21 protein-coding genes and 1 pseudogene are annotated in these 23,396 nt (G+C 70.9%); 16 read left to right on the top strand and 6 right to left on the bottom strand.

The window, feature by feature from the left end; genetic code table 11:
- Window positions 1-7: 7 nt before the first annotated feature.
- Entirely contained in the window at window positions 8-1,543 is a 1,536-nt protein-coding gene (locus tag ACZ4VA_RS11365; protein WP_356164283.1) for an SDR family oxidoreductase, read from the bottom strand.
- A 149-nt stretch (window positions 1,544-1,692) separates the two neighbouring features.
- Between ACZ4VA_RS11365 and ACZ4VA_RS11360 the strand changes: the two genes are divergently transcribed.
- The 3 genes from ACZ4VA_RS11360 to ACZ4VA_RS11350 all read left to right on the top strand — a co-directional run bounded on the left by ACZ4VA_RS11360 (window position 1,693) and on the right by ACZ4VA_RS11350 (window position 4,703).
- On the top strand, window positions 1,693-2,214 hold the full coding sequence (locus ACZ4VA_RS11360; RefSeq protein WP_356164281.1) for a MarR family winged helix-turn-helix transcriptional regulator: 522 nt from the start codon (window positions 1,693-1,695) through the stop codon (window positions 2,212-2,214).
- Window positions 2,215-2,353: 139 nt separating this feature from the next.
- Window positions 2,354-4,453 carry an MMPL family transporter gene (locus ACZ4VA_RS11355; protein ID WP_356164279.1) on the top strand — a complete coding sequence of 700 codons (2,100 nt, stop codon included), beginning with the start codon at window positions 2,354-2,356 and terminating at the stop codon, window positions 4,451-4,453.
- 55 nt (window positions 4,454-4,508) lie between these two features.
- A complete protein-coding gene (locus ACZ4VA_RS11350; protein WP_356164277.1) occupies window positions 4,509-4,703 on the top strand; it encodes a hypothetical protein in 195 nt (64 codons plus the stop codon).
- Between the two features lie 110 nt (window positions 4,704-4,813).
- Here ACZ4VA_RS11350 and ACZ4VA_RS11345 read toward each other — a convergent pair whose 3' ends face one another.
- From ACZ4VA_RS11345 to ACZ4VA_RS11335, 3 genes and pseudogenes are all read right to left on the bottom strand, one after another.
- A complete protein-coding gene (locus ACZ4VA_RS11345; RefSeq protein WP_356164275.1) occupies window positions 4,814-5,239 on the bottom strand; it encodes an ATP-binding protein in 426 nt (141 codons plus the stop codon).
- Between the two features lie 7 nt (window positions 5,240-5,246).
- A complete protein-coding gene (locus ACZ4VA_RS11340; RefSeq protein WP_468080938.1) occupies window positions 5,247-6,122 on the bottom strand; it encodes an MEDS domain-containing protein in 876 nt (291 codons plus the stop codon).
- 183 nt (window positions 6,123-6,305) lie between these two features.
- Window positions 6,306-7,246, bottom strand: a pseudogene (locus tag ACZ4VA_RS11335) (LysR family transcriptional regulator).
- Window positions 7,247-7,383: 137 nt separating this feature from the next.
- Between ACZ4VA_RS11335 and ACZ4VA_RS11330 the strand changes: the two are divergent.
- The 5 genes from ACZ4VA_RS11330 (at window position 7,384) to ACZ4VA_RS11310 (ending at window position 11,768) form a co-directional block, all read left to right on the top strand.
- Window positions 7,384-7,467 carry a putative leader peptide gene (locus tag ACZ4VA_RS11330; protein WP_355794513.1) on the top strand — a complete coding sequence of 28 codons (84 nt, stop codon included), beginning with the start codon at window positions 7,384-7,386 and terminating at the stop codon, window positions 7,465-7,467.
- Window positions 7,468-7,698: 231 nt separating this feature from the next.
- Window positions 7,699-8,823 (top strand): dimethylsulfone monooxygenase SfnG, encoded by a 1,125-nt coding sequence (sfnG, locus tag ACZ4VA_RS11325; RefSeq protein ID WP_452921199.1) that lies wholly within the window; start codon window positions 7,699-7,701, stop codon window positions 8,821-8,823.
- 34 nt (window positions 8,824-8,857) lie between these two features.
- The gene (ssuE, locus tag ACZ4VA_RS11320) at window positions 8,858-9,412 is read left to right on the top strand and encodes an NADPH-dependent FMN reductase (RefSeq protein WP_356164267.1); all 555 of its coding nucleotides are present in this window, start codon (window positions 8,858-8,860) and stop codon (window positions 9,410-9,412) included.
- Between the two features lie 5 nt (window positions 9,413-9,417).
- Window positions 9,418-10,602: an SfnB family sulfur acquisition oxidoreductase gene (locus ACZ4VA_RS11315; protein WP_468080935.1), complete on the top strand. Its 1,185-nt coding sequence runs from the start codon at window positions 9,418-9,420 to the stop codon at window positions 10,600-10,602.
- A 23-nt stretch (window positions 10,603-10,625) separates the two neighbouring features.
- Entirely contained in the window at window positions 10,626-11,768 is a 1,143-nt protein-coding gene (locus ACZ4VA_RS11310; RefSeq protein WP_355791254.1) for an LLM class flavin-dependent oxidoreductase, read from the top strand.
- 191 nt (window positions 11,769-11,959) lie between these two features.
- Here ACZ4VA_RS11310 and ACZ4VA_RS11305 read toward each other — a convergent pair whose 3' ends face one another.
- Window positions 11,960-12,646, bottom strand: a complete 687-nt coding sequence (locus tag ACZ4VA_RS11305) for a methyltransferase domain-containing protein (protein WP_356164263.1) — start codon at window positions 12,644-12,646, stop codon at window positions 11,960-11,962.
- 717 nt (window positions 12,647-13,363) lie between these two features.
- Here ACZ4VA_RS11305 and ACZ4VA_RS11300 point away from each other — a divergent pair.
- On the top strand, window positions 13,364-14,446 hold the full coding sequence (locus ACZ4VA_RS11300; RefSeq protein ID WP_468080932.1) for a GNAT family N-acetyltransferase: 1,083 nt from the start codon (window positions 13,364-13,366) through the stop codon (window positions 14,444-14,446).
- Between the two features lie 19 nt (window positions 14,447-14,465).
- Here ACZ4VA_RS11300 and ACZ4VA_RS11295 read toward each other — a convergent pair whose 3' ends face one another.
- Complete coding sequence (locus ACZ4VA_RS11295; RefSeq protein ID WP_355794057.1) at window positions 14,466-15,185, bottom strand: alkaline phosphatase family protein; 720 nt, start codon at window positions 15,183-15,185, stop codon at window positions 14,466-14,468.
- 491 nt (window positions 15,186-15,676) lie between these two features.
- Here ACZ4VA_RS11295 and ACZ4VA_RS11290 point away from each other — a divergent pair, with 491 nt between their 5' ends.
- The 7 genes from ACZ4VA_RS11290 to ACZ4VA_RS11260 all read left to right on the top strand — a co-directional run bounded on the left by ACZ4VA_RS11290 (window position 15,677) and on the right by ACZ4VA_RS11260 (window position 23,356).
- Complete coding sequence (locus tag ACZ4VA_RS11290; protein ID WP_356164257.1) at window positions 15,677-17,506, top strand: glycosyltransferase; 1,830 nt, start codon at window positions 15,677-15,679, stop codon at window positions 17,504-17,506.
- The gene (locus tag ACZ4VA_RS11285; RefSeq protein ID WP_356164255.1) at window positions 17,503-17,931 is read left to right on the top strand and encodes a hypothetical protein; all 429 of its coding nucleotides are present in this window, start codon (window positions 17,503-17,505) and stop codon (window positions 17,929-17,931) included. Before ACZ4VA_RS11290 ends, ACZ4VA_RS11285 begins: the two co-directional genes overlap by 4 nt.
- 215 nt (window positions 17,932-18,146) lie before the next feature.
- Window positions 18,147-18,899 (top strand): glycosyltransferase family 2 protein, encoded by a 753-nt coding sequence (locus ACZ4VA_RS11280; RefSeq protein WP_356164253.1) that lies wholly within the window; start codon window positions 18,147-18,149, stop codon window positions 18,897-18,899.
- Complete coding sequence (locus tag ACZ4VA_RS11275) at window positions 18,896-20,191, top strand: glycosyltransferase family 2 protein (protein WP_356164251.1); 1,296 nt, start codon at window positions 18,896-18,898, stop codon at window positions 20,189-20,191. Before ACZ4VA_RS11280 ends, ACZ4VA_RS11275 begins: the two co-directional genes overlap by 4 nt.
- A 56-nt stretch (window positions 20,192-20,247) precedes the next feature.
- Window positions 20,248-21,543, top strand: a complete 1,296-nt coding sequence (locus tag ACZ4VA_RS11270) for a lipopolysaccharide biosynthesis protein (RefSeq protein ID WP_356164249.1) — start codon at window positions 20,248-20,250, stop codon at window positions 21,541-21,543.
- Window positions 21,540-22,544: a glycosyltransferase family 2 protein gene (locus ACZ4VA_RS11265; protein WP_389389321.1), complete on the top strand. Its 1,005-nt coding sequence runs from the start codon at window positions 21,540-21,542 to the stop codon at window positions 22,542-22,544. The genes ACZ4VA_RS11270 and ACZ4VA_RS11265 overlap by 4 nt, the downstream gene beginning before the upstream one ends.
- Window positions 22,541-23,356 carry a polysaccharide deacetylase family protein gene (locus ACZ4VA_RS11260; protein ID WP_452921191.1) on the top strand — a complete coding sequence of 272 codons (816 nt, stop codon included), beginning with the start codon at window positions 22,541-22,543 and terminating at the stop codon, window positions 23,354-23,356. Before ACZ4VA_RS11265 ends, ACZ4VA_RS11260 begins: the two co-directional genes overlap by 4 nt.
- The last annotated feature ends 40 nt before the right edge of the window (window positions 23,357-23,396 follow it).

Raw genomic sequence — 23,396 nt, 5'->3', positions numbered from 1 at the left:
GCCGCGGTCACGGGGCGTGCGAGGGCGCGGGCTCCGGCGCGCCGGCGGTGGCGTCCCTTTCCGCGGCCCTGGCGATGTTGCGGGCCATCCCGCCGAAGACGACGGCGTGGAAGGGCGAGACGCTCCACCAGTAGGCGTGTCCCAGGAACCCGCGTGGATGGAACAGCGCCCTCTGCCGGTAACGGGTCCGCCCGTCGTCGCCCACCTCGGCGTACATCTCGAGCCAGGCCAGGCCCGGCAGCCGCATCTCGGCGCGCAGCCGCAGCAGATGACCGGGCTCGATCTCCTCGACGCGCCAGAAGTCCAGGGAGTCGCCGACCCGCAGCCGGGCGGCGTCGCGGCGGCCCCGGCGCAGTCCCACCCCGCCCACCAGCCGGTCCAGCCAGCCGCGGACGGCCCAGGCCAGCGGGAAGGAGTACCAGCCGTTGTCCCCGCCGATGCCCTCGATGACCCGCCACAGCGCCGCGGGGGAGGTGTCCACCGTCAGCTCGCGCCGGTCCGTGTAGAGGCTGCCGCCCGCCCAGTCGGGGTCGGTGGGCAGCGGGTCGCTGGGCGCGCCGGGCACGGACGCCGACGACCACCGCGTCGTCACCTGGGCGTCGCGCACGCGCTGCAGGGCCAGCCGCACCGCGTCGTCGAAGCCGATCGGGCGCCCCGGCGGGTCGGGGACGTACCGCGTGATGTCGTGCTCGTGGCACACCACCTCGTGGCGTAGCGACTCGGTGAGCGGGCGGGCGATCGACCGCGGCACCGGGGTCACCAGCCCGACCCAGTGGCTGGACAGCCGGGGAGTCAGCACGGGCACGGGCACGATGAGACGACGCGGCAGACCGGCGATCGAGGCGTAGCGGCGCATCATGTCGAGGTACGTCAGCACTTCGGGGCCGCCGATGTCGAAGGCGCGATTGACGTCGGCGGGCATCCGGGCGCTGCCGACGAGGGTGCGCAGCACGTCCCGTACTCCTATGGGCTGGATGCGGGTGTGCACCCAGCTCGGGGTGACCATCACCGGCAGCCGCTCGGTGAGGTAGCGCAGCATCTCGAACGACGCGGAGCCGGAGCCGATGATGACGGCGGCCCGCAGGACGGTGGTGGGCACGCCCGAGTCGAGCAGGATGCGGCCGACCTCGGCGCGGGACCTGAGGTGCGGCGACAGCTCCTCCTCTGGCACGCCGTCGGGGGTGAGGCCGCCGAGGTAGACGATGCGCCGGACGCCCGCGGCGCGGGCCTGCTCCCCGAAGACGCGGGCCGCCCGGCGGTCGGTGTCCTCGAAGTCCTTTCCCGTGCCGAGCGCGTGCACCAGGTAGTACGCGACGTCCATGCCGCGCATCGCCTCGCCGACCGACCCGGCGTCCGTGACGTCGCCGCGCACGACCTCGGCGTCGCCCGCCCAGGGATAGTCGCGGAGCTTGGCGGGGGAGCGGGCCAGACATCGGACGCGGTGCCCCGCGGCCAGCAGTTCGGGGACCAGCCGGCCCCCGATGTAGCCGGTGGCGCCGGTCACCAGACAGTTCAGGCCGGGGCCGGCCTCGTCAGCGCTCATCGCTTCTCCGCTCACCATGTCGTCCGTTTCCGTCGGCCCCCTTCACGATCTCTTCCACGCGGAGGGCCCCGGCGGATGCGCGCGTGTACTCCGTCCGGGGCCGGGGCCTTCGCGCGCGGGCGGAACGCGGACTTCTATAGGCTGATCGCGTGGCTGGACGAGACGACGGTGACGACCGTGCGCGTGACCGCGAGCGCGACGGCGACCCGGCGCGCACCGGTACGGCGCCCGCGGACCTCCGTGCCTTCGCGGTGCAGCTGCGCCGGATGAACGGTGAGATCAACCGCCTGGTGCACGGGTTCGCCGGCGAGCACGGTCTGCACGCCACCGACATCCAGGCGCTCGCCGCGATCCTCGACTCGGCCGAGCCGCTCACGCCGGGGCGGCTGCGCGAGCACCTCGGGCTCACCTCGGGCGCCGTGACCGCCTGTCTGGACCGGCTGGAGCGGGCCGGTCACGTCCGCCGGGTCCGGGAGAGCGCCGACCGCCGCGTCGTCCACGTCCACTACGTGCCCGACGCCCGGTCGGCGGCGCGCGCGCACTTCCGGCCCCTCGCGCAGGCCACCGAGACGGTCCGCTCGCGCTTCGGCGAGGAGGAGCTGTCGGTGGTGCTCCGCTTCCTGACGGCTCTCAACGAGGAGCTGTCCACCGTGCGGTCACCCGGCCGCTGAACCGCCCGCCCGGTGCATCCGGGCGGGCGCCTGGTCCGGAACAAGAGGGCGTGGGCTACGATCCGGACCCACTATTTCTCAATGATTGAGATTGTTTTTCATTGAGATACCTGATAGCTGTACTCGTCCCTGGAGAACCATGTCCCCCCTCACCCCGCGGCGAGCCCGATGGCTGCTCCCCCTCGTCCTGCTCGTCGCCTGGCTCGGTATCGGCGCGACCCTGGGGCCCTACGCCGGAAAGCTGGGCGATGTCGCCACCAACGACCAGGCCGCCTTCCTGCCCCGCAACGCCGAGTCGACCAAGGTCATCGCCGAGCAGCGCGCGTTCCGGCAGAGCGAGACACTGCCCGCGATCGTCGTCTGGACCGCCGACGGCGCCGAGCTGACGGCGCGGCAGCGCGCCGCGGCCACCCGCGCCCTGGCCTCCCTCGCCGGCGCGCCGGGCGTCGTCGGCAAGGTGTCGCCCGCCCTGCCCTCCGAGGACGGCGAGGCCCTGCAAGGAGTCGTCCGGCTGGAGCCCGGCCTCGGCGAGGAACTGCCCACGGCACTCGACCGGATCCGCACGGCCGCCGGACAGGTCCCCGGTGCGACCGTCGAGATCGCGGGCCCCGCCGCCAGCCAGGCCGACCTGTCCGACGCGTTCGCCGGCATCGACGGGCTGCTGCTCGGGGTGGCCCTGCTGACCGTTCTGGTGATCCTGCTGCTCGTCTACCGCAGCCTGCTGCTGCCCCTGGTCATCATGATCGGCGCGGTCTTCGCGCTCGGCCTCGCCTGTGCCGTCGTCTACGTCCTCGCCGACCACGACGTCGTACGCGTCGACGGCCAGGTGCAGGGCATCCTGTCCATCCTCGTCATCGGCGCCGCCACCGACTACGCGCTGCTGCTGACCGCTCGCTACCGCGAGGAACTCGCCGCCCGCGACGACCGGTTCACGGCCGCCAGGGCGGCCCTGCGCCGGTCCTGCGGCGCCATCGTCGCGAGCGCCGGGACCGTGGCGCTCGGCCTGCTGGCCCTGCTGCTGAGCGACCTGACGAACAACAGGGCCCTCGGGCCCGTCGGCGCCATCGGCATCGTCTGCGCCGTACTGAGCACGCTGACCTTCCTGCCGGCCGCGCTGGTCCTCCTCGGTCCCGCCGCCTACTGGCCGGCCAAGCCCCGCTCCGCCGAGGCCGGCGGAGGCGGACACGGCATCTGGCGCCGGGTCGCGGCGCTCGTGGACCGCGCGCCCCGGAAGGTGTGGGCGTCCGCGCTGGCCGCGCTGTTCGTCTGCGCCGCGTTCGCACCGGCGCTCACCGCGCGCGGGGTCCCCCTGGACGAGACCTTCGTCAACGACGCCCCCTCCGTCGCCGCGCAGGAGACCCTCGGCCGTCACTTCCCGGGCGGCTCCGGCAACCCGGCCGTGGTCGTCGCCGACGCGGACCGCCTCCCGCGGGTCACCGCGGCCGCGCGCGGTACCGAGGGCGTCGTCTCGGCCGTGCCGGTCACGGCGAGCGGACGGCCCGGCGGGGGAGACCCGCAGGTCGTCGACGGCAGGGCGCGCCTCGACGTCACGCTGCGGGCCCCCGCGGACAGCGACGCGGCCAAGGACACCGTGGCGCGGCTGCGCGAGGCGGTCCACGCCGTGCCCGGAGCGGACGCGCTGGTCGGCGGCTACACCGCGCAGCAGTACGACACGCAGGACACCGCCGAGCGCGACCGCACGCTCATCGTCCCCGTGGTGCTCGCCATCATCCTGCTCATCCTGACCGGACTGCTCCGCTCGCTGCTGATGCCGGTCCTGCTGGTGGCCACGGTCGCCCTCAACTTCCTCGCCACGCTGGGCGTCTCCGCCCTCGTCTTCCGGCACGGCTTCGGCTTCACCGGCACCGACGCCTCCGTCCCCCTGTACGGCTTCGTGTTCCTGGTGGCCCTCGGCGTCGACTACAACATCTTCCTGATGTCCCGGGTCCGCGAGGAGTCGCTGCGCCACGGGGTGCGCCAGGGCGTGCTGCGCGGACTGGTGGCCACGGGAGGTGTGATCACCTCGGCCGGTGTGGTGCTGGCGGCCACCTTCGCGGCCCTCGGCGTCATCCCGCTGGCCTTCCTCGTCCAGATCGCGTTCATCGTCGCCTTCGGCGTGCTGCTCGACACGCTGGTCGTGCGGTCCCTGCTCGTACCGGCGCTCGTGCGGGACCTCGGGCCCGTCGCGTGGTGGCCCGGCCCGCTCAGCCGCAGGCGCGAAGGCGGCCGACAGGAGTGACATGTCCCGGCGGAACGCGGGCAGCCGGTATGTACGAAGTTGCCAGGCGGAGTCGATGGTGGAGGTGTCTGCCGGTATGGGTGCGAAGGTGTTGGAGCGGTTTCCAGCGGGGTCTCCGCGCGGATCGTGGCCGGCGGAGGAGTACGCCGCCCGCCGCCGGGCCGAGGGTGAGCCCGCCACCGTGGTGATGGACCTCAAGTCGGACGCGTTCCTCGTGGTGGTCCCGGCGCGGGACGACGACCGCGGCTGAGTACGACGTGGGGCAGCGGGGTGAGGGCGTCGCCGCCCCCCGACGAGGAGTGGTCGCGGGCCGGTGCGGGAGCCCGGCCCGTAGCTCGCGGGACGCGGACGCCGCGGGCGTCAGAGCAGCCGCATCGCGAAACTGACGGTCGTCCCGTGGGCGCCGGGCGTGATGGAGAGCCGGTCGGCGACGAGCCGGGTCAGCCACAGTCCGGCGCCCTCCGCGGACGCCTTGGGGGCGTGGGGGAGGTCCGCGAGTACGGCCTCGGTGCAGCCGGGGCCCCGGTCGCTGATCCGGCACTCCAGTTCACCGCCCCGCCGCAGCAGGACCAGCGTCCCGTCCCCGCCGCCGTGCTGGACGGCGTTGGTGGCCACGGCGTCCATGGCGACGACGAAGTCGTCGCGCCGCGGCTCCACGAGCCCGGCCAGCGTCGCGTGCCCCTCCACGAGCACCCGCAGGCGCGGGAGGTCGCCGCTCGCGAACCGGCTGTGCAACAGGACGTCGTGAGGGGTCGGCGCATGCCCGTCACCCGTGTCCAGAGGCATGGGCCGATCACCCGGACACTTCGATGTCGGCCGGTCGCGCACCCAGGCGGCTCAGCAGGGTGGCGTGACGGGCGGAGCAGCGGATCCGCACCCGGTGCCCGGAGTCCCCTTCGAGCAGCCGGACCAGATCCCGCGCGCACCGCACGCTCAGGAACTCGACGCGCCGCAGATCCATCGTGACCGGGACGTCCCCGACGGCGCGGTCCAGGGTGTCCCGCAGCGCCCGGACGAAGTCCGCCCGGGTGGTCAGGTCGGCCTCACCGACCACGTGGAGCGTCCTTCCCGCGTGCAGACATCTCAACTGCCCGATCCGGGTGAGGAGATCACGGGGGTGCGCGTGCCGCATGGTCCGCAGCACGGGCTCCTCGAAGCGGTCCTCGTCGTAGGCGCAGATCTCGCTGTAGAAGCCGTCGGCGAACAGATGCCCCGCCCGCCGCTCCCGGTCCATCATCGCCTCGACGTCGGCCCCGAGGTCCGCCACCCAGCCCATGTCGATGTAGGTGCGCAGTCCGGTGAAGCCTTCGTCCCGCGCGCTGCGGGTCTCCTCGGTGATCCGCTCCCACTGCCGGTCCGCCGTGAACTTCGCCTCCGGCATGATGAGTTGACGCATGCTGCTCAGTGACAGCCGTCCCGTGCGCCGGGCCGTGGCCAGCAGCGGACCGGGCGCCTCCTCGAAGGCCGACCAGACCTGGCTCTCCGCCAGGTGCGGGGGCCCGAAGACGATGACCTTCTCGCCGCGGGCCAGGCCCGCCCACACGAACGCGGACATCACGTCCCGGCCGTGGGTGTCACCCTCGTAGCCGAAGAACGCGTGGTCGCCCGGCCGCATCTGCTGGACCGGAATCGTTCCGGGATGTCGCGTGTTCTCCTCGTGCTCGCTCATGAGCAGGCCCGTTCACCTCCCGACTGCTGTCGCGGTGCTACACAGCGTAGTGGCGGGGGCGGACGCGCAAGGGGGAACGACGAGTTCGGTGCCACGCGCCCGCCGAAGCGGTACGGTGCCCTCACTCCCCTTCTTCCACCTGTCGGTGCGGGCGCGCCGAACCCACGTGCCGGGCCGCCGAGTTCAGGCCGGTGCCCCCGTCGGTCGGTCCGGACGCCTCAGCGACCCGCCCAGCGCGGCGGACCTGCGGACGAACGCCTCGTGCAGGTCGTGGGCCGCGCGCGGGACGGACTCGGCCCGGCGGCGCCGCAGCATCAGCAGGACCCGGGTCGTGTCGTCGTCGAGCGGACGGTAGGTGATCGCGCCGCGCCGCTCCAGCGGGTCGCCGACGACGCTGAAGTCGGGCAGCACCGTGCAGCCGAGGCCCTCGGCGACCATCAGCTTGCCCATCTCGGCGCCGTCGGTCGAGTACGAGAAGACGGGCCCGTGCCCCTCCAGGAGCCGCCGGACGTAGCGGTGCATGACGTAGCCCGAGCGCATCGCGATCAGCGGTTCGTCGAGGAGGGCCGACGCCGGCACGACCGGCAGGGCGGCCAGGGGACTGTCCGGATGCAGACACAACACCGGTCGCCCGCGCAGGAGTTCCGTGCTCTCGAAACCGGCCGGCATGTCGTCGCCGTCGAGGTGGTTGACCAGCCCGAGGTCGAGGCCGCCCTCCGCCAGGGTGCGATGGATGTCGGACTGCTGCGCCCCCACGACCTCCACCTGCGTCATCGGGTGGGCCGCGCGGAACTCCCGCACGGTGGGAATGAGCAGCGGCACCGTCGCCGCGTTCACCGTGCCGACGCGGACCATACGGCTGATGCGGTGCTGCTCGCCCGCCGCGCCCCGCAGCCGGTCCACCGCGTCGAGCACGTTGATGATGTGCGGCAGCAGCTCGCGGCCCTCCGCGCTCATCCGCGCGCCCGAGCGTTTGCGTTCCAGCAGATCGACTCCCAGTTCCCGCTCCAGATTGCGCACCGTCTCGCTCACGCGGGCTGCGAGAGATGGAGTTCCTCGGCGGCCCGGCGCAGGGAACCGAGCCGGGTGACCGCGGCGATGTATTCCAGCTGCTCTGTTCGCACGGCAGCAGAATGCGGGTGGCGCGGCACGGGGTTCAAGGGTTTCCCTGTCACGCCTTCGTGAAATTCGGCGGTCCGGATGACGAGACCGCGCCGCCGTTCCTTGACGGCCTCGACGGGCGGCTGCGACGATCGACGACATGAAGATGCGACTGGACCTCACGCGGCGACGCCATGTCGACCTCGCGCGTGTCTCCAGCTCCTTCTGTTGTCGCGAAGCCTGACGATTCCCGACGGTAGGGTCCCCTTCGCACCGGCGGCCGCCTCACCTCACAGCGGCGTCCGGCCCGGCCCCTTCCACTCGCGCAAGGACCGGCTCCGCCCTTTTCCGCGCGGCGCCGTCTTTTCCTCGTGACCGTCGCGGCTCATGAATTCCGAAGCCGTCCGCATTTCCCCGTGAGAAATGCCGGGCCTCCTTTCGTCATGCCTTCCTCCAGCACGCCGGGAGCATCTCCGTGTCCGCAACAGAACCCGTCCGATTCGCCTACTGGGTGCCGAACGTCAGCGGCGGCCTCGTCACCAGCAAGATCGAACAGCGCACCGACTGGGGCTACGACTACAACCGCGAACTCGCCGTCCTCGCCGAGAACAACGGCTTCGACTACGCCCTCAGCCAGGTCCGCTACATGGCAAGCTACGGCGCCGAGTTCCAGCACGAGTCGACCAGCTTCAGCCTCGCCCTGCTGCTCGCCACCGAGCGGCTGAAGGTCATCGCCGCCGTCCACCCCGGCCTGTGGCACCCCGGTGTCCTCGCCAAGCTCGGCGCCACCGCCGACCACCTCTCCGGCGGCCGCTTCGCGGTCAACGTCGTCAGCGGCTGGTTCAAGGGCGAGTTCACCGCCCTCGGCGAGCCCTGGCTGGAGCACGACGAACGCTACCGCCGCAGCGAGGAGTTCATCCGCGCCCTGCGCTCCGTCTGGACCGAGGACCACGCCGAACTCGCCGGCGACTTCTACCGGCTGCGGGACTTCACCCTCAAGCCCAAACCACTCAACACCCCCGAGCGGCCGCATCCCGAGATCTTCCAGGGCGGCAACTCCACCGCCGCCCGCGCCATGGCGGGCCGCGTCTCCGACTGGTACTTCTCCAACGGCAAGGACTTCGAAGGCGTCACCGAGCAGATCGCGGACGTGCACAAGGCAGCGACCGAAGTCGGGCGCACGCCGCCGAAGTTCGGCCTCAACGGCTTCCTGATCGCCCGGGACACCGAGGCCGAGGCGCGCGAGACCCTCCGTGAGATCGTCGCCCGCGCCGACACCGAGGCCGTCGAGGGCTTCGGGGCCGCCGTGCGGCAGGCCGGAGCGTCCACCGCCGACGGCAAGGGCATGTGGCAGGACTCCGCCTTCGAGGACCTCGTGCAGTACAACGACGGCTTCCGCACCGGGCTGATCGGCACGCCCGAGCAGGTCGCCGAGCGGATCGTCGCCTACAAGCGCCTCGGTGTCGACCTCCTCCTCCTCGGCTTCCTGCACTACCACGAGGAGGTCGAGTACTTCGGCCGCCGGGTGCTGCCGCTCGTACGCGAGCTGGAGAGCCGGCTCCCCGACGGCGAGGCCGCGTCCGCCCCCTCGCACGCCTGACATCCACCGACCTCCGCTCACGAAAGAGGGCCCCATGGCCACCGTCCTGTCCGTCTCCGGCAGTCCCTCTGCCTCCTCCCGCACCGCGAAGCTGCTGCGCCATCTCGACGCCCGGCTGGCCGCCCAGGGACACGAGGTGATCCCGCTCGACATCCGTACGATCCCCGCCGAGGCCCTGCTCGGCGCGGACTTCAGGCACCCGGCCATCGTCGGGGCGACCGCGCTCTTCGCGCGCGCCGACGGGGTCGTGGTCGGCACACCCGTCTACAAGGCCGCCTACTCCGGTGTGCTGAAGGCCCTGCTCGACCTGCTCCCGCAGTACGCGCTCACCGGCAAGACGGTCCTCCCGCTCGCCACCGGCGGCAGTACGGCACACGTCCTCGCCCTCGACTACGCGCTCCGCCCCGTCCTCAGCTCCATGGGCGCCGCGCACATCGTCCAGGGCTGGTTCACCCTCGACAAGGACATCACCACGGGGGAGGACGGCCAGATCTCCGTGGCGCCCGCGGCCGCCGAGGCCCTCACCCAGGTCGTCGACCAGTTCGCGGCGGCCCTCGGCCGTACGCCCCTGCTGGCCGCGGCGGGCTGACCCCCGTGTCCGTCCCCGTGATCGCCGACGACGCCGAGGCACTGGCGGTGGCCGCCTCGCTCGCGGAGGAGTTCCGCGCCGGTGCCTCGGCGCGGGACCGTGAACGGCGGTTGCCGCACGCCGAGTTGGAGCGGCTCTCCGTCTCGGGACTGCTCGCCGTCACCGTGCCGGCCGAGCACGGCGGGGCGGACGTCCGCCAGGAGACCCTCGCGGAGGTCTTCCGCCTGCTGGCTTCGGCCGACGCCAGCCTGGCCCAGATCCCGCAGAGCCACTTCGTCTATGTCAATGTGATCCGCCGTCAGGGCACGTTCGAGCAGCGGAAGTTCTTCTTCGCCGAGGTGCTGGCCGGGCGGCGCTTCGGTAACGCCCAGTCGGAGGCGGGCACCCGGCACGTCCAGGACATCCGCACCCGGCTGGAACCGGCCCCCGACGGCTCCTACGTCCTGACCGGCGTCAAGCACTACTCCACCGGCGCGCTCTTCGCCGACTGGATCCCGGTCCTCGCCCGCGCCGAGGACGACGACCTGCACGTGGCGTACGTCCCGCGCGAGGCGCCGGGGGTAACCGTGGTGGACGACTGGGACGGCATGGGCCAGCGCACGACGGCCAGCGGCACCGTCCGGCTGGACGCCGTGCCCGTGCCCGCTGACCGGGTGGTGCCGCACCACCTCACCTTTCGCGGACCGCAACTCCACGGAGCGGTGGCCCAGTTGCTGCACGCCGCCATCGACACCGGCATCGCGGCGGGCGCGCTCGCCGAGGCGGTGTCCTTCGTCCGCACCAGCAGCAGGCCCTGGTTCGAGAGCGGTGCCGACAGCGCCGCGGAGGATCCGCTGCTGATCCAGCGGATCGGTGAACTGGCCGTCCAGGTAAGGGCTTCCGAAGCGCTCCTGTCCGCCGCGGCGCGCGCGGTCGACACGGCCCGGGCCGGGCTCACCGACGCGTCGGCGGCCGAGGCCTCGGTCGCGGTGGCCGCCGCGAAGGCGCACGCGGCCGCCACCGCCGTGGAGGTCGCGGGAGCCGTCTTCGAAGTGTCCGGAACCCGTTCCGCCCTCGACTCCCTGAACCTGCACCGTCATTGGCGGGACGCCCGCACCCACACGTTGCACGACCCGGCCCGCTGGAAGATCCAGCACATCGGCCGGTACGTGCTCAACGGAACCCTTCCCCCGCGTCACGGACTCCTCTGAGTCCCCCACGATCGGAGACCCCCGTGCCCCTCACCTTCCACTGGTTCCTGCCCACCAACGGAGACAGCCGGCATGTCGTCGGCGGTGGCCACGGCACCCCGGCCACCGCCTCCGGCCGGGACCGGCCGCCGACCGTCGGCTATCTGAGCCAGATCGCGCGCGCCGCCGAGGACCTGGGATTCGTCGGGGCACTCACCCCCACCGGCGCCTGGTGCGAGGACGCCTGGCTCACCACCGCGATGGTCAGCCAGCACACCGAGCGGCTGAAGTTCCTGGTCGCCTTCCGGCCCGGCTTCGTGTCCCCGACGCTCGCCGCGCAGATGGCGTCCACCTTCCAGCGGCAGACCGGCGGCCGGCTCCTGCTCAACGTGGTCACCGGCGGCGAGAGCCACGAGCAGCGGGCCTACGGCGACTTCCTCGACAAGGACGCCCGCTACCGCCGTACCGGCGAGTTCCTGCAGATCGTGCGCGACCTGTGGGAGGGCAAGACCGTCGACCTGTCCGGCGAGCACCTGAAGGTCGAGGACGCCCGCCTCGCCCGGGTGCCCGACCCGGTCCCCGAGATCTACTTCGGAGGCTCCTCTCCCGTGGCCGGCGAGGTCGCCGCGCGGCACGTGGACGTCTACCTCACCTGGGGCGAGCCGCCCGCCCAGGTCGCAGAGAAGATCCGGTGGGTCCGTGGCCTGGCCGAGAAGGAGGGGCGCCGGGTGCGCTTCGGTATCCGGCTGCACGTCATCACGCGCGACACCTCGGAGCGGGCCTGGGCCGAGGCGCGACAGCTGCTCGACGGGTTCGACCCGGAGACGGTGAGGTCGGTGCAGGCAGGACTCGCCCGCAGCGAGTCCGAGGGCCAGCGGCGGATGCTCGCCCTGCACGGCGGCGGACGGGACGCTTTGGAGATCCACCCGAACCTGTGGGCCGGGATCGGCCTGGTCCGGGGCGGCGCGGGCACCGCACTCGTCGGCAGCCACGACGAGGTCGCGGAGCGCATCGTCGAGTACCACCGCCTGGGCATCGACGAGTTCGTGCTGTCCGGCTACCCGCACCTCGAAGAGGCGTACTGGTTCGGAGAGGGCGTACTCCCGCGCCTGGCGTCCCAGGGCCTCTGGCACCACCCGTCCGCCCCGTCCCCGACCCCCACGTCCCAGGTGCCTTTCACGAGCTAGTGTCCTGGGCACGGCCACGGCATCGACCGCTCAGGGGAGCCGCTTCAGGGAGCCCTGCTCCAGCATCCTGTTCCCGCCCCCTGAGAGGCGTGCGCCTGGGCCCGACGGGCGCACAGCCTGGCACTCGCGTACAGGGATCCGAAGTCAGCGTCGAGACCGTCCTGGTCCGGGCGAGGCGCACCACCTCGCCGTCACCGGGACGTTTCCCGGATCACGGCAAGGAGCGCCCGGTCAGTCGGGAGACCGTCGGCGTCGAAGGCGCGGTGGCGACCGAGGTGTTCGATTCGTCCGCCGGTGCAGGTCGTCTGCAGGTACTCCGTGAGCCAGACGTCAGGCGTCGGCACCATCCGCGGTAGTCCGAACGACTCGGGCATCTCGTTCTCGCCGCTGTCGAAGAACATCACCTTGCCGGTCCGGGCCCAGAGCCCTCGAAGCAGGTCGGTGGCGGCTTCAAGACCCAGCCCCCGCACCAGGTGATGCCAAACGGACAACAGGAGGGTGCAGTCGGTCGCCGGAAGAAGGGCGAGTGTGTCGGGGCGAAGCTCGAGGTCCATCACCGCGACGTTGTCCAGCTGGTTCCGTCGTACGGCTGTCATCGCTGTCCGAACGCTTTTCGGATCCGACTCCAGTGCCACGGAGGGTATCCCGCGCTTGGCGAGCTTGATCGGGAAATAGCCGACGTTTGCGCCTACGTCCATTGCGCTCTCCACCCCGAGCCGCTCGACGACCGGCTCCATCGCCGCCCATCGCGACCCGGTACCGACCGATCGCTTGGCCTTCCGCACGGGTATGCCTGGGACCGGCTGGTAGATGCCATCGGGCAGTGCGTCGAGCTTGAGGCGGACCAGATCGATCGCGTCGTCGAGCTTGCGACGCATGCTGCGCAACAGTCGAACCGAGGGGAATCGCTGATGGAGGCGCACCATCCGCGTGGAACTCTGAGTTCGGTCCAATTGGTCCACGGGTACCTCTATCGACTGGCGATATTATTCCGGTCGCTAGTATTCCTGACTTAAAGTGATAATACCTTTCACCTTGGCGTTCCGCAATTTGGCGTAGAGGGAGAGACCGGGGGTTGCGTTCGCCCCGGCGCCGACCGCGGCGGCGGCTTGTCGCTGCCGCTCGTGAGGATCCACCAGGCCACTTGCCCCCTCCGTCGGGAGCCACGCGGCCGGAGCGTGACCAAGGTGCGGCCTGCTGAGTGATGGAGAACGCGTCGAGCCAGGTGGCAGCGCTTGGTCGGCGGGAGTGACGGAGCGCTGATTACCTGGATCCCGGCCTGCTCGGAATTCTAATTGCGCCACTGATTCCTATGACGATGCCAGTCGACCTTACGAACTCGACAATTCCGGCGGGATCGTCGTGCCGGAACACCGACGTGGTTGGCCCTCCCGTCTGATCGCCCAAGATGCCGGCCCTCCGAGTGGGGCATCGGAGTTCCTTTCGCTGCAAAGGCCCCCGGAATGGACGTCCGGCACCCGATCCCACCGAGATGCCCGGCCCGGATGCCCCGCCTAGCATCGGTGGTGGGCACGTGGGTCCTCGGTCCGCGAGCGTCGTCCTCGCGGGACCCTTGCGCCGGGCGGGAGAGGCCCGTGAACGCACCTGCTGAGCTCGTGATCGACACTCCGGCCGGTCTCGCGCACATCACCACACCGGCTCCACGCGCCGTCTGGTGGGAGTTGGCGGGCAAGGATCCGGACACCAACCCCAGTCAGACTCCACTCTGGCTGGACTGCCTGTGCGCCACAGGGCCGTACCGGGACGCGAGCCGCCTCTACGAGTTCGAGCGAGGCCGACGCCTCGTGCTCCCCATGGTCGCCAGAAGACACCGCCCGCGGATCCTGGGCGTGGAGGAGTCCTGGCCTGCCCAATGGGGCATAGGAGGGCCGGTGTGCGCGGAAAGCGTGAGTCCGGCGGAGGCACGTGCGGTCCTCGCGGACCTCGCGCGGCTGCGCGCGCTCCGGGTCGGTGTGCGGCTGCGGCCGACGGGCCAGGCCGCATGGGCGAACGCCGCGACCGGCTTCGATCTCGAGCCCCACATGACGCAGATGGTGAATCTCGACGGTGGCTTCGGCACCGTCTGGGAGGAGCGTTTCGGACGTCGCAGGCGGCGGGACATCCGACGGGCCGAGCGCTCGGAGATGGACGTCGAGGTGGATCGCGGCGGCCGGCTGGTTCCTGCCTTCTACCACCTGTACCGGAAGTCGATCGTGCGCTGGGCCGAACAGCAGCACGAACCGCTGGCATTGGCCCGCTGGCGCAGAACGCGGGAGTTCCCTCTGAGCCGGCTGGAAGAGGTGGCTGCCCGGTTCGGTGACCGGTGTGCGATCTGGATGGCCTGGCGCGCCGGTGAGCCAGCCGGGGCGTGCATCGTCCTGCGCCACGGTGGTCACGCCAAGATGTGGCGCAGCGCTATGGACCGCGAACTGGCGCATCCGGTGCGCGCCATCCCCCTGCTCTACGGGCTGGCGATCGAGGACGCATGCGAGGCCGCCTGCCGGACGTTCGACATGGGAGAGTCCGTCCCGCAGTCCTCGCTCGCCGAGTTCAAGGCGGGGTTCGGCGCGGAGTGCTTCCACTCTCCGCGGCTCCTCCGGGAACGGCTTCCCGTCTCGGCCGCCGATCGCCGGCTGCGGACGGCCGTCAAACGCCTGATTCGCTTTCAGGACCCCTAAGGTCTCCTCCCTCCCGTGGTCACCCCACGTCGACGGGTTCCGCATCGTCGCTGTGATGAAGGGGTTTCAGGCCGTAGGCGTCCAACATCATGCCCAGCAGTCCGAAGTGACTGTTCGGTTGGGCATGGTCGCCCTGCCGGACATGTTCACCCACCAGGATGGTGGGGACATGGTTGGGTCCTTTCGCATCGTCCTCGTCCCAGGTGACGACCAGCAGACTGTTGTGGGTCATCGCCCATTCGGCGTAGCCGCCGAGATTGTTCCGCAGCCAGGTGTCCGCCTGCCGCACACCGCCGTCGTGCATGTCGTGTTCGAGGTCCGGGACGACGAACGCGACCGTCGGCAGATCCGTGAAGTCGCGAGGGAACGCGGTCCACGGGCGGTTGGCGGACGCGGGAAGGTTGTCGAAGTTCACCCACGGGTTGTGCCTGCGCACGTAGGCGCCGTCGGCGCAGCCGGTGAACCCGACGCGCGGCATGCTCTGCGCATAGCCCACGAAGGTGTGGCCGGCTTGGAGGAGTTGAGAGCCGAGATTCCGCGACGTGAGTCTGTGCGGGCAGGAATCGTCGTCGACCCCCAGGAAGGAGCCCGAGAAGAGCGCCAGGTAATTGGGCTGACTGGGGTGGGTGAGTGCGTAGAACTGGGTGAGGGAGGCCCCCTGCCGGGTCAGTTGGTTGAGGTACGGGGCCTCCGCGCTTCCGATGACGGCGCCGTACGGCTGATCCTCCTCGATCACCACGACGATGTGGTCCGGCCGGGGAAGCCCGGTTCGACCCGGTGAGTCGTCACAGCCCGCAGTGGTCAGGAGCGACGCCATCACGGCCGCCCATGCGAGGAGTTTTCTCGCCGAACGGCGTCCCGGCCCCAGTCCTACGCCTCTCACCTGTGGCTTCACCGCTCTCTGTCCGGGGGCCGTTTCGACGCGCGCCGCGCGCGACCGCCGCGAACCGCCACTTGCAGCAATCGGAAATACCGTCACAATCGGTATTGATACCTCTTCCTGGTCGACATCCAGCGCTGATCTGGACCGACAAGCGGGGGTGCCGACGGACGTGTCGCCTACGGCCGTCGTAACAGGGCGGGAGACCGACAGGCCGGAACCGGAAGGTGCCACATGCGTCGAGTCAACGCCTCCGTCGGCCGTGGGAGGACGGCCGGTCCCCTCGAGGAGTCGGCGTTCAGCGTCCTGAGAGGCGTCGTGGGAGTACCGGTTCCCCGGGAGACTTCTTCATGGGCAAGCTCCAGACGCTGACAGGCGGGCGCGTGGCGTCCTTCACCAACGCCGCGGTCCGGCGGCCCGGTGCCGCCGGGGAGCGGCGCCCCTCCGACCGGACCACGGCGCTCCAGTGGGCGACGCGCCTGATCCTTCCCGCTGCTCTCGCCCTCTGGCTGCTGTCCCTGCGCCACGTGGATCTCGCCGGGATGCGCGACTACGGTCTGCTGCAGGTGCTGCCGGTCCTCTTCTGGGTCGCCGTCGGCCTGCTCACCCTCGGCTTCTGCCTGGCGCTGACCGGCCGACGAACCGGCGGTGGATGGTTCGCGGGCTACGTCCTGGGGCTGATCGCGGTCATCCACGCGACCCCCACACTGCTCTATCCGACACTTCGCTACAGCTGGGCATGGAAACACGTCGCGGTCGTCGACGCGGTGATCCGCAACCGCGGTGAGGTACCCAACGCGGACAAGCTCGCCCTTTACAACCAATGGCCCGGATTCTTCGACCTCAACGCGTTCTTCGTGCAGGCCGCTGGTCTGGACTCGGCGCTCGGCTACGCGATCTGGACCCCGCCCGTCTTCAACGCCGTGCTGCTTGCTCCCTTGCTGCTGCTCTACCGGACCGTGACCCGCGACCGCCGGCTGATCTGGGGGGCGGCCTGGGTCTACTACTCGTGTTCCTGGGTGGGGCAGGACTACTTCGCCCCCCAGGCCTTCGCGTTCCTGCTCTTCGTGACGGTGATCGCCCTGATCATGGGACAGTTGCCCACCTCCGCGCTGTACGGTGCGGACGGCATCCACAAGGACCGATGGCCTGTGGGCCGATTCGTGCTGGTCATGGTGATCGCAGCCGTCATCGTGTCCTCGCACCCGCTGACACCACTCATGCTCATCAGCGCACTGGTGGTGCTGTCGCTTCCGCGGCGCAACCGACGGGCCGTACTGCCCGCCCTGGCCGGTACGGTCCTGCTCACCGTGGCCTGGGACGCCACCGTCGCCCGCCCCTACATCTCGGCGAACCTGAACGACTTCCTGGGCGCGCTGCTGAAGCCCGACACCAATGTCGTCTCGGGGCTGGCCGCCCTCGGCACCGCGGCCCCGGGCCACGTCGTGGTGGCGTGGGTCGACCGGAGTCTGTCCGCCACGGTCTTCCTGCTGGCGGGCATCGCTTTCCTGACCCGCCCCTGGGTCCGCCGCACCGGCCTGCCCCTTCTCGTCGTCGCTCCGCTTCCGGTCCTGGCGGCGAATGCCTACGGCGGAGAGATGATCTTTCGCGCCTATCTCTTCGCACTGCCTGCGGCCTCGTTCCTGATCGCGGCCCTCCTCCGCAAGCCGGGCCTTCGGCCGCGCCTTCATGTGCCGGCCGTCTATCCCGTGCTGCTCGTCCTCCTCGCGGGACTCATGTTCGGTTACTACGGCAAGGAATCGGCGAACTACTTCACGAAGGACGAGGTGGCTGCCGGACGTTTCGTCGCGGCCACCTCGCCGCCCGGATCCACGATCGTCTCCCTCACGTCGGCCGTGCCCGGCCTGTACCTGCACTACGACCAGAACGCCCAGGTGCAGTTGGACGAGCAGGACATCGGCGACCGACGGCGCCTGGTGAAGGATCCGGTGAAGGGCTTGGCGGGCTTCGTCCAGCGGGCCACCCCGCAACAGCCCGCGTACATCATCCTGAGCCGGGCCCAGGCGGCCGACATCTACCAAAGAGGAGCTCTGCCCGCCAATACATTGCTGCGCCTGGAATCGGCCCTGTCGAAGAACCGGGACTACATCCCCGTCTTCCGCGGCAAGGACGTGGTGGTCTACCGGTATCAGGGCGCGAAGGGCGGAACGGGACGATGACCTCTCTGCGGCTGGGACTCGCGCTGTCCGGCTGGGCGGCTCTGGCGGTGGTCACCTTCCTGCCGGACGCCCTGATCCTGCGCGTCGTGGTGACGACGGCGTTCTTGATCGCCTGTCCCGGGCTGGCCGCCTCCCGTCGGGCCCGGGCGGGCACCGTGGGCGCCACGGACCGCACGGCGGTTCTGGAGGGGGGTGTCCTTGCCGTGACGGTCAGCTTGTCGATGGCGGTGCTCGTCGCGGTGCCCCTGTTCCTGAGCGACGCGTTCACCGTCACCCGGGCGCTGCTCGCGCTCGCCGCCGCCACAACCGTCCTGGCCCTGATGACGTGGCCGGGCGGACATCGGCGCCGGGCACCGCGAGTCACTCCGGACGCGGACCCAGGGACGGCTGACCCCGGCCGGCCGGAGCTGCCGGCCTCGGACTGAGGCGCCGCTGCGACCTCGCCGAGGTGCCGCAGGCGTTCACGTGAGGCGTCGCCGCGGTCCCGTAGGCCCGAAACACCCGCTCAGCCCCCGCCTGCCCGGCGGGGGCGGTTTTCGAGCCCTCTCTCCTGTTCGCTTGACTCCACTCGCAAATCGGGCGAATGTGTACATATACGTTGTAAATATATGTTGTAGGTGTCACTCGGAGACGCATGATCATGTACAACGAACCGATCACCAGTAGCGACCGGGAAGCCGGGGCACAGGCCGCCGTCAGCCTGGTCATCCCTGCCCTCAACGAGGCGCGCAACATCGCGTGGGTATTCGAGCAGATCCCGGCCTGCGTGGACGAGGTCATCCTCGTCGACGGCGACTCCACCGACGCCACGATCCCCATGGCGCAGTACTGCCTGCCGACCGTGCACAGTGTGCGACAGAGCGGCCGTGGCAAGGGCAATGCGCTGCGTACCGGCTTCCTCGAGGCCAAGGGCGACTACGTGGTGATGATGGACGCCGACGGCAGCATGTCCCCCGCGGAGATCCCCCACTTCGTGCACTTCCTCGACCACGGCTACGACTTCGTCAAGGGCTCGAGATTCGTCGCGGGCGGTGGCTCGCTCGACCTCACCCCCATCCGCAAGATGGGCAACCACGCGCTCCTGATCGCCACCAACCGGCTGTACCACGCCCGCCTGACCGATCTGTGCTACGGCTTCTGCGCCTTCCGCCGCAGTTTCCTCGACCAGCTCGACCTGCATGCCGCGGGCTTCGAAATCGAGGCCGAGATGATCGTGCACGCCCTGCGCTCCGGCCTGCGCATCGCCGAGGTCCCCAGTCTGGAACTGCCCCGGCGCAGCGGCTGCTCGAACCTCCACGCCATATCCGACGGACGCCGGGTACTCCGCACCCTGTTCGCGGAACGGCCGGGCGCCCGGCCCTCCGCCGCTCGCGCCGAGAGGAGCTCGGCGTGAAGTCCGCCCCGGTCCGCTCCCCTCTCCTCCGGCCCCCGGTGCCAGTGGTGGACATCGATCTGGCCCGTCCCGGCGAGTTCCGGCTGCCCGGTGACCGGGGCCAGGTCCAGCCACAAGGACAGGCCCGGGCACTCGTACGAATGCACGGTCGTCCCCTGGGCATGGTCAGCGCCGCGGACACCTCCGGACCCGACGGCCTGTGGCGGGCGCTGGCCGGCGCAGCGCACGTGGAACTGGCAGGGCAGCTCGCGCGGCACCGCGCCGAGGACCGGACCGGACCGGACGACGGTGCCACGGAAGAACAGTGGCGGGCGGACCGACCCCAGGCACTCGACCGGACACCCGTCATCAGCGTGATCGTGGCCACCCGTGACCGGCCGGAGAAACTGCGACGCTGCCTGCAAACGCTGCTGCGCTCGCAGTACCCCGAGTTCGAGATCATCGTGGTCGACAACGCCCCAGCCGACGGTGCGACCGAAGCCCTGGTCCGCAGGGACTTCACCGGACGGGTCCGCTACGTCCACGACCCCGTCGCCGGGCTGGCGCGTGCCCACAACCTGGGGCTCGCCAAGGCGCGCGGATCCGTCGTCGCCTTCACGGACGACGACACGCTCGTCGACCCCGGATGGCTGTCGGCGCTGGCCGAGACCTTCGCACGGGACACGCGGATCGGCTGTGTCACCGGACTGATCGTGCCCGCCGAACTGGAGACCCCGGCCCAGAACGCCCTCGAACTGCAGGGTGGTTTCGCGAAAGGGTACGTGGCGCGCAGCTGGTCACTGATCGATCCGCCGGCGGACCCGCTGTTCCCCTTCACTGCCGGACGCTTCGGCTCGGGCGCCAACATGGCATTCCGTACCGACGTGCTCCGCGCCCTGGGCGGCTTCGACCCCGCGACCGGCGCCGGGACCCCAGGCCGGGGTGGTGACGATCTGCTCGCCTTCTTCGAGATCCTGACGGCCGGTCACACCCTCACCTACCAGCCGAGTGCCATCGTCTGGCACTGCCATCGCCGCACACGGGACGCCATAGCCGCTCAGGCGTTCGGCTACGGTGCCGGCCTCGGTGCCTATCTCACCGGCGCGCTGCTGAGGAACCCGCGTCTGCTGCCCGCACTGCTGCGGCGGCTGCCCCGCGGCATCCGCTACGCCATGACCAGATCGCGCGACCGCGGCGCCCATCCCGAGGCCGAGTGGTCCCGGCGCTTGGCGCTCCTGGAAGCACGGGGGATGGTCTACGGCCCCTGCGGGTACCTCCGCGGACGGCTCACGGGCGCTGACGCGGGAAGCTGATGGTGAGCGCCTTGGGAACCAGCCCGATCGCCGACTCGGCCGCGAGACGCGCCGGAATGCGACGACGCCCCCTGGGCATGCTGCGCGCCGGTATCGGCGCCGCGCTCCCGCGGGAGCGCGTACTGCGCACGGGACACGTCCTCGCGTTCAGTTCCCTCATAAACGCCGCCTTCGGCTTCTTCTTCTGGATCTTCGCGACGCACCTGTACGACGAGCGGACCGTGGGCCTGAGCTCCTCGGCACTCGCCGCGTCCCTCCTGCTCACAGGCATCGGGCAGCTCAACCTCAACGACTTCCTGGTGCGGTTCGTACCGACCGCCGGCCGCCGTACCCGCCGACTCGTCCTCACCTGCTACGCGACCAGCATGTCCTTCAGCGTGGTGGTGGCCGTGGCATTCCTCGCGCTGGTACCGGTGGTCGCGCCGAGGCTCAGTTTCCTCCTGTCCCCGGTCACCGCGATCTGCTTCGTGGTGGCCACGGCGGGCTACGCCGTGTTCGTCCTGCAGGACGGCGCGCTCACCGCGGTCCGTCTGCCGGGCTGGGTCGTGGGCGAGAACCTGATCTTCGCCCTCGCGAAGATCCTGCTACTCGCTCTGGGCGCCGCCCTGGGCCTCTTCTCGGGGATCCTGCTGTCGTGGGCCGGAGCTCTCGTGATCTCGCTGATCGTGGCCAACTCCGTTCTGATACGCAGGGGGATTCCCCGCCACGAGCGGGAAAGGCAAACCGTGCCACCACCGCCCCGCATGCTCGGCTACGCCGCGGCCGACTGGTTCGGCGCCCTGTTCCGGGTAGCCGCGTACACCCTGGTCCCGCTGATCGTGCTGAACAAGCTCGGCGCCGAACAGAGCGCCTACTTCGCGGTGGCCTGGAGCCTCGCCTATGTGCCCTATCTGCTCGCCCGCAACATGGGGACGTCGCTGCTCGCGGAGTCAGTGCGCGGGCCCGAACGACTCGTGGAGCAGTCCCTGCGCGTCCTGCGCCACTCGGGTCTGCTGCTCGGCGGAGTCACGGTCGTCCTGGTCGCCGCGGCTCCACAGATCCTGTCGCTCTTCGGTGCCGCGTACGCGGCCGAGGGAACCACGCTGCTGCGGATGCTGGCCCTGTCCGCCCTGCCGAACCTGCTGCTGAGCGTGGCCATTGACGTGGCCCGGGCGCGGCGGCGCCTGCGCTGGGCGGTGGCGCTGCAGGCGGCGATGTGCGTCCTGGTGCTCGGGCTCACCCCGCTGCTGCTCACGGAGTTCGGTGTCGTGGGCGCAGGCATCGCCTGGCTCGTCACCCAGTGCGTGATCGCCGTCTTCCTGCTCGTTTCCTGGTCCCGCTGGCTCGTCCCCGTCGCTGAAGGGTCATCATGAACAGCGCACTTCCAACCGGTCGCACCGTCCCCACCCTGTCGGTCGTCATCTGCGCCTACACCCTCGACCGGTGGGACGACCTGCGGGCCGCGATCGGGTCGGTACTGGTCCAGGACCCGCCGGCCGACGAGGTCGTGCTGGTGGTGGACCACAACCAGGACCTCCTGGAGCGGGCCGCGCGGGAGCTGTCCGGCGTCCGAGTGGTGCGCAACCAGAGGCGGCGCGGTCTGTCCGGGGGCCGCAACACCGGAGTGGCGGTCTCAGGTGCCGAGGTGGTTGCTTTCCTCGACGACGACGCCACCGCGGAACCGGGCTGGACGGGCCGCCTGCTGGCCCCCTACGGCGATCCCCGCGTCATGGGCGTCGGCGGGTTCGTCCGGCCGCGGTGGGCCTCCCGGCGACCGGTGTGGTTCCCGCCTGAATTCGACTGGGTGGTGGGCTGCTCCTACCGGGGACAGCCCCGACAGGCCGCCCGCGTCCGCAACTTCATCGGCGCCAACATGTCCTTCCGCCGGAGGGAACTCATCGCGGTGGGCGGCTTCCTCGACGCACTCGGACGCGTGGGCAGCCGTCCGGTGGCGAGCTGCGACGAGACCGACCTGTGTCTGCGGATCGCCGCCCGCAGCCCGCAGGCCGTCCTGATGTACGAACCTGCCGCCGAGGTACGGCACCGGGTCCCCGAGTCCCGCGCCAGCTGGGCCTACTTCCGCAACCGCTGCTACATCGAAGGGCTGTCCAAGGCGCTCGTAGCACGGCGCTGCGGCAGCGGACCGGCGCTGGCCAGCGAGCGCGCGTACGTGCGGTCGACCATCCCCAGGGCCCTCGCCCGCAACCTGACCGGGATCCGGCGCCCCGGCGCGCTGCGCACGATCGGGGCGCTGTCCGGGGGTGTGTGCGCTACCGTCGCCGGTTACCTCGTCGGATCGGTCCGGCCGCTGGGTTCCCAGGACCTCTCCCGGAGGCAGGAAGCAGCGAAGTCACCCGCGACGGCCGGCTCATGAGCGGGGTACCCGTCTTCCTCTATCACGCGGTGTCGAACGACTCGCCGCGCTGGCTGGCGCAGTTCACGGTGAGTCCCCGCACGTTCGTGGAGCACCTGGACATGATCGCCGACAGCGGACTGCGCGTGATCCCCTTGCGGCAGCTGGTCGCGGCACTGCTCGGCGGCCCTCCGGTGCCACCTCGGTCGGCGGTCCTCACCTTCGACGACGGATACGCGGACTTCGCCTCCACCGTGGCTCCGCTGCTCGCCGCACGGGGACTCGGCTCGACCCTGTACGTGACCACAGGCGCCCTCACCACCGCTGGACGGCCGTCGGGCGGCGGGCCGTTCCCGTCCGCGGCGACGCTCAGCTGGGCCCAGGTCAGGGAACTGGACACGGCGGGGGTCGAGATCGGTGGACACACCCTTACCCATCCGCAACTGGACACGTTGCCCCCGACATCGGTGCGGGAGGAGGTGGCCGGCTGCAAGCAGCGGATCGAGGACGAGCTCGGGCACCGTGTCGACTCCTTCGCCTACCCACACGGCTATTCCAGCCCGCGCGTTCGCGCGCTGGTACGGGAGGCCGGCTGGATCTCGGCCGCCGCCATCCGCTCGACGTCGGCCTTTAGTTCGGAGAGGGACGATCCGCTGCAGTTCGCCCGGCTCATGGTCCGGGCGGACACGGGTCGGGACCGTTTCGCGCTCTGGACCAGAGGTGGGGGAGCCCCCGTGGCCCCCTTCCCCGAGGGACTGCGGACCAAGGGCTGGCGGGCCTACCGCCGGGCGAGAGCGGCGACCGGTCGGCCGTATCGGGCGATACCCGCGTGACCATCGACCGGGCGCCGCAGTCGCACGGACCGCTGACGGC

The sequence above is a fragment of the Streptomyces sp. NPDC028308 genome (assembly GCF_055565855.1).
This window is presented reverse-complemented; position numbering and strand designations above follow the sequence as displayed.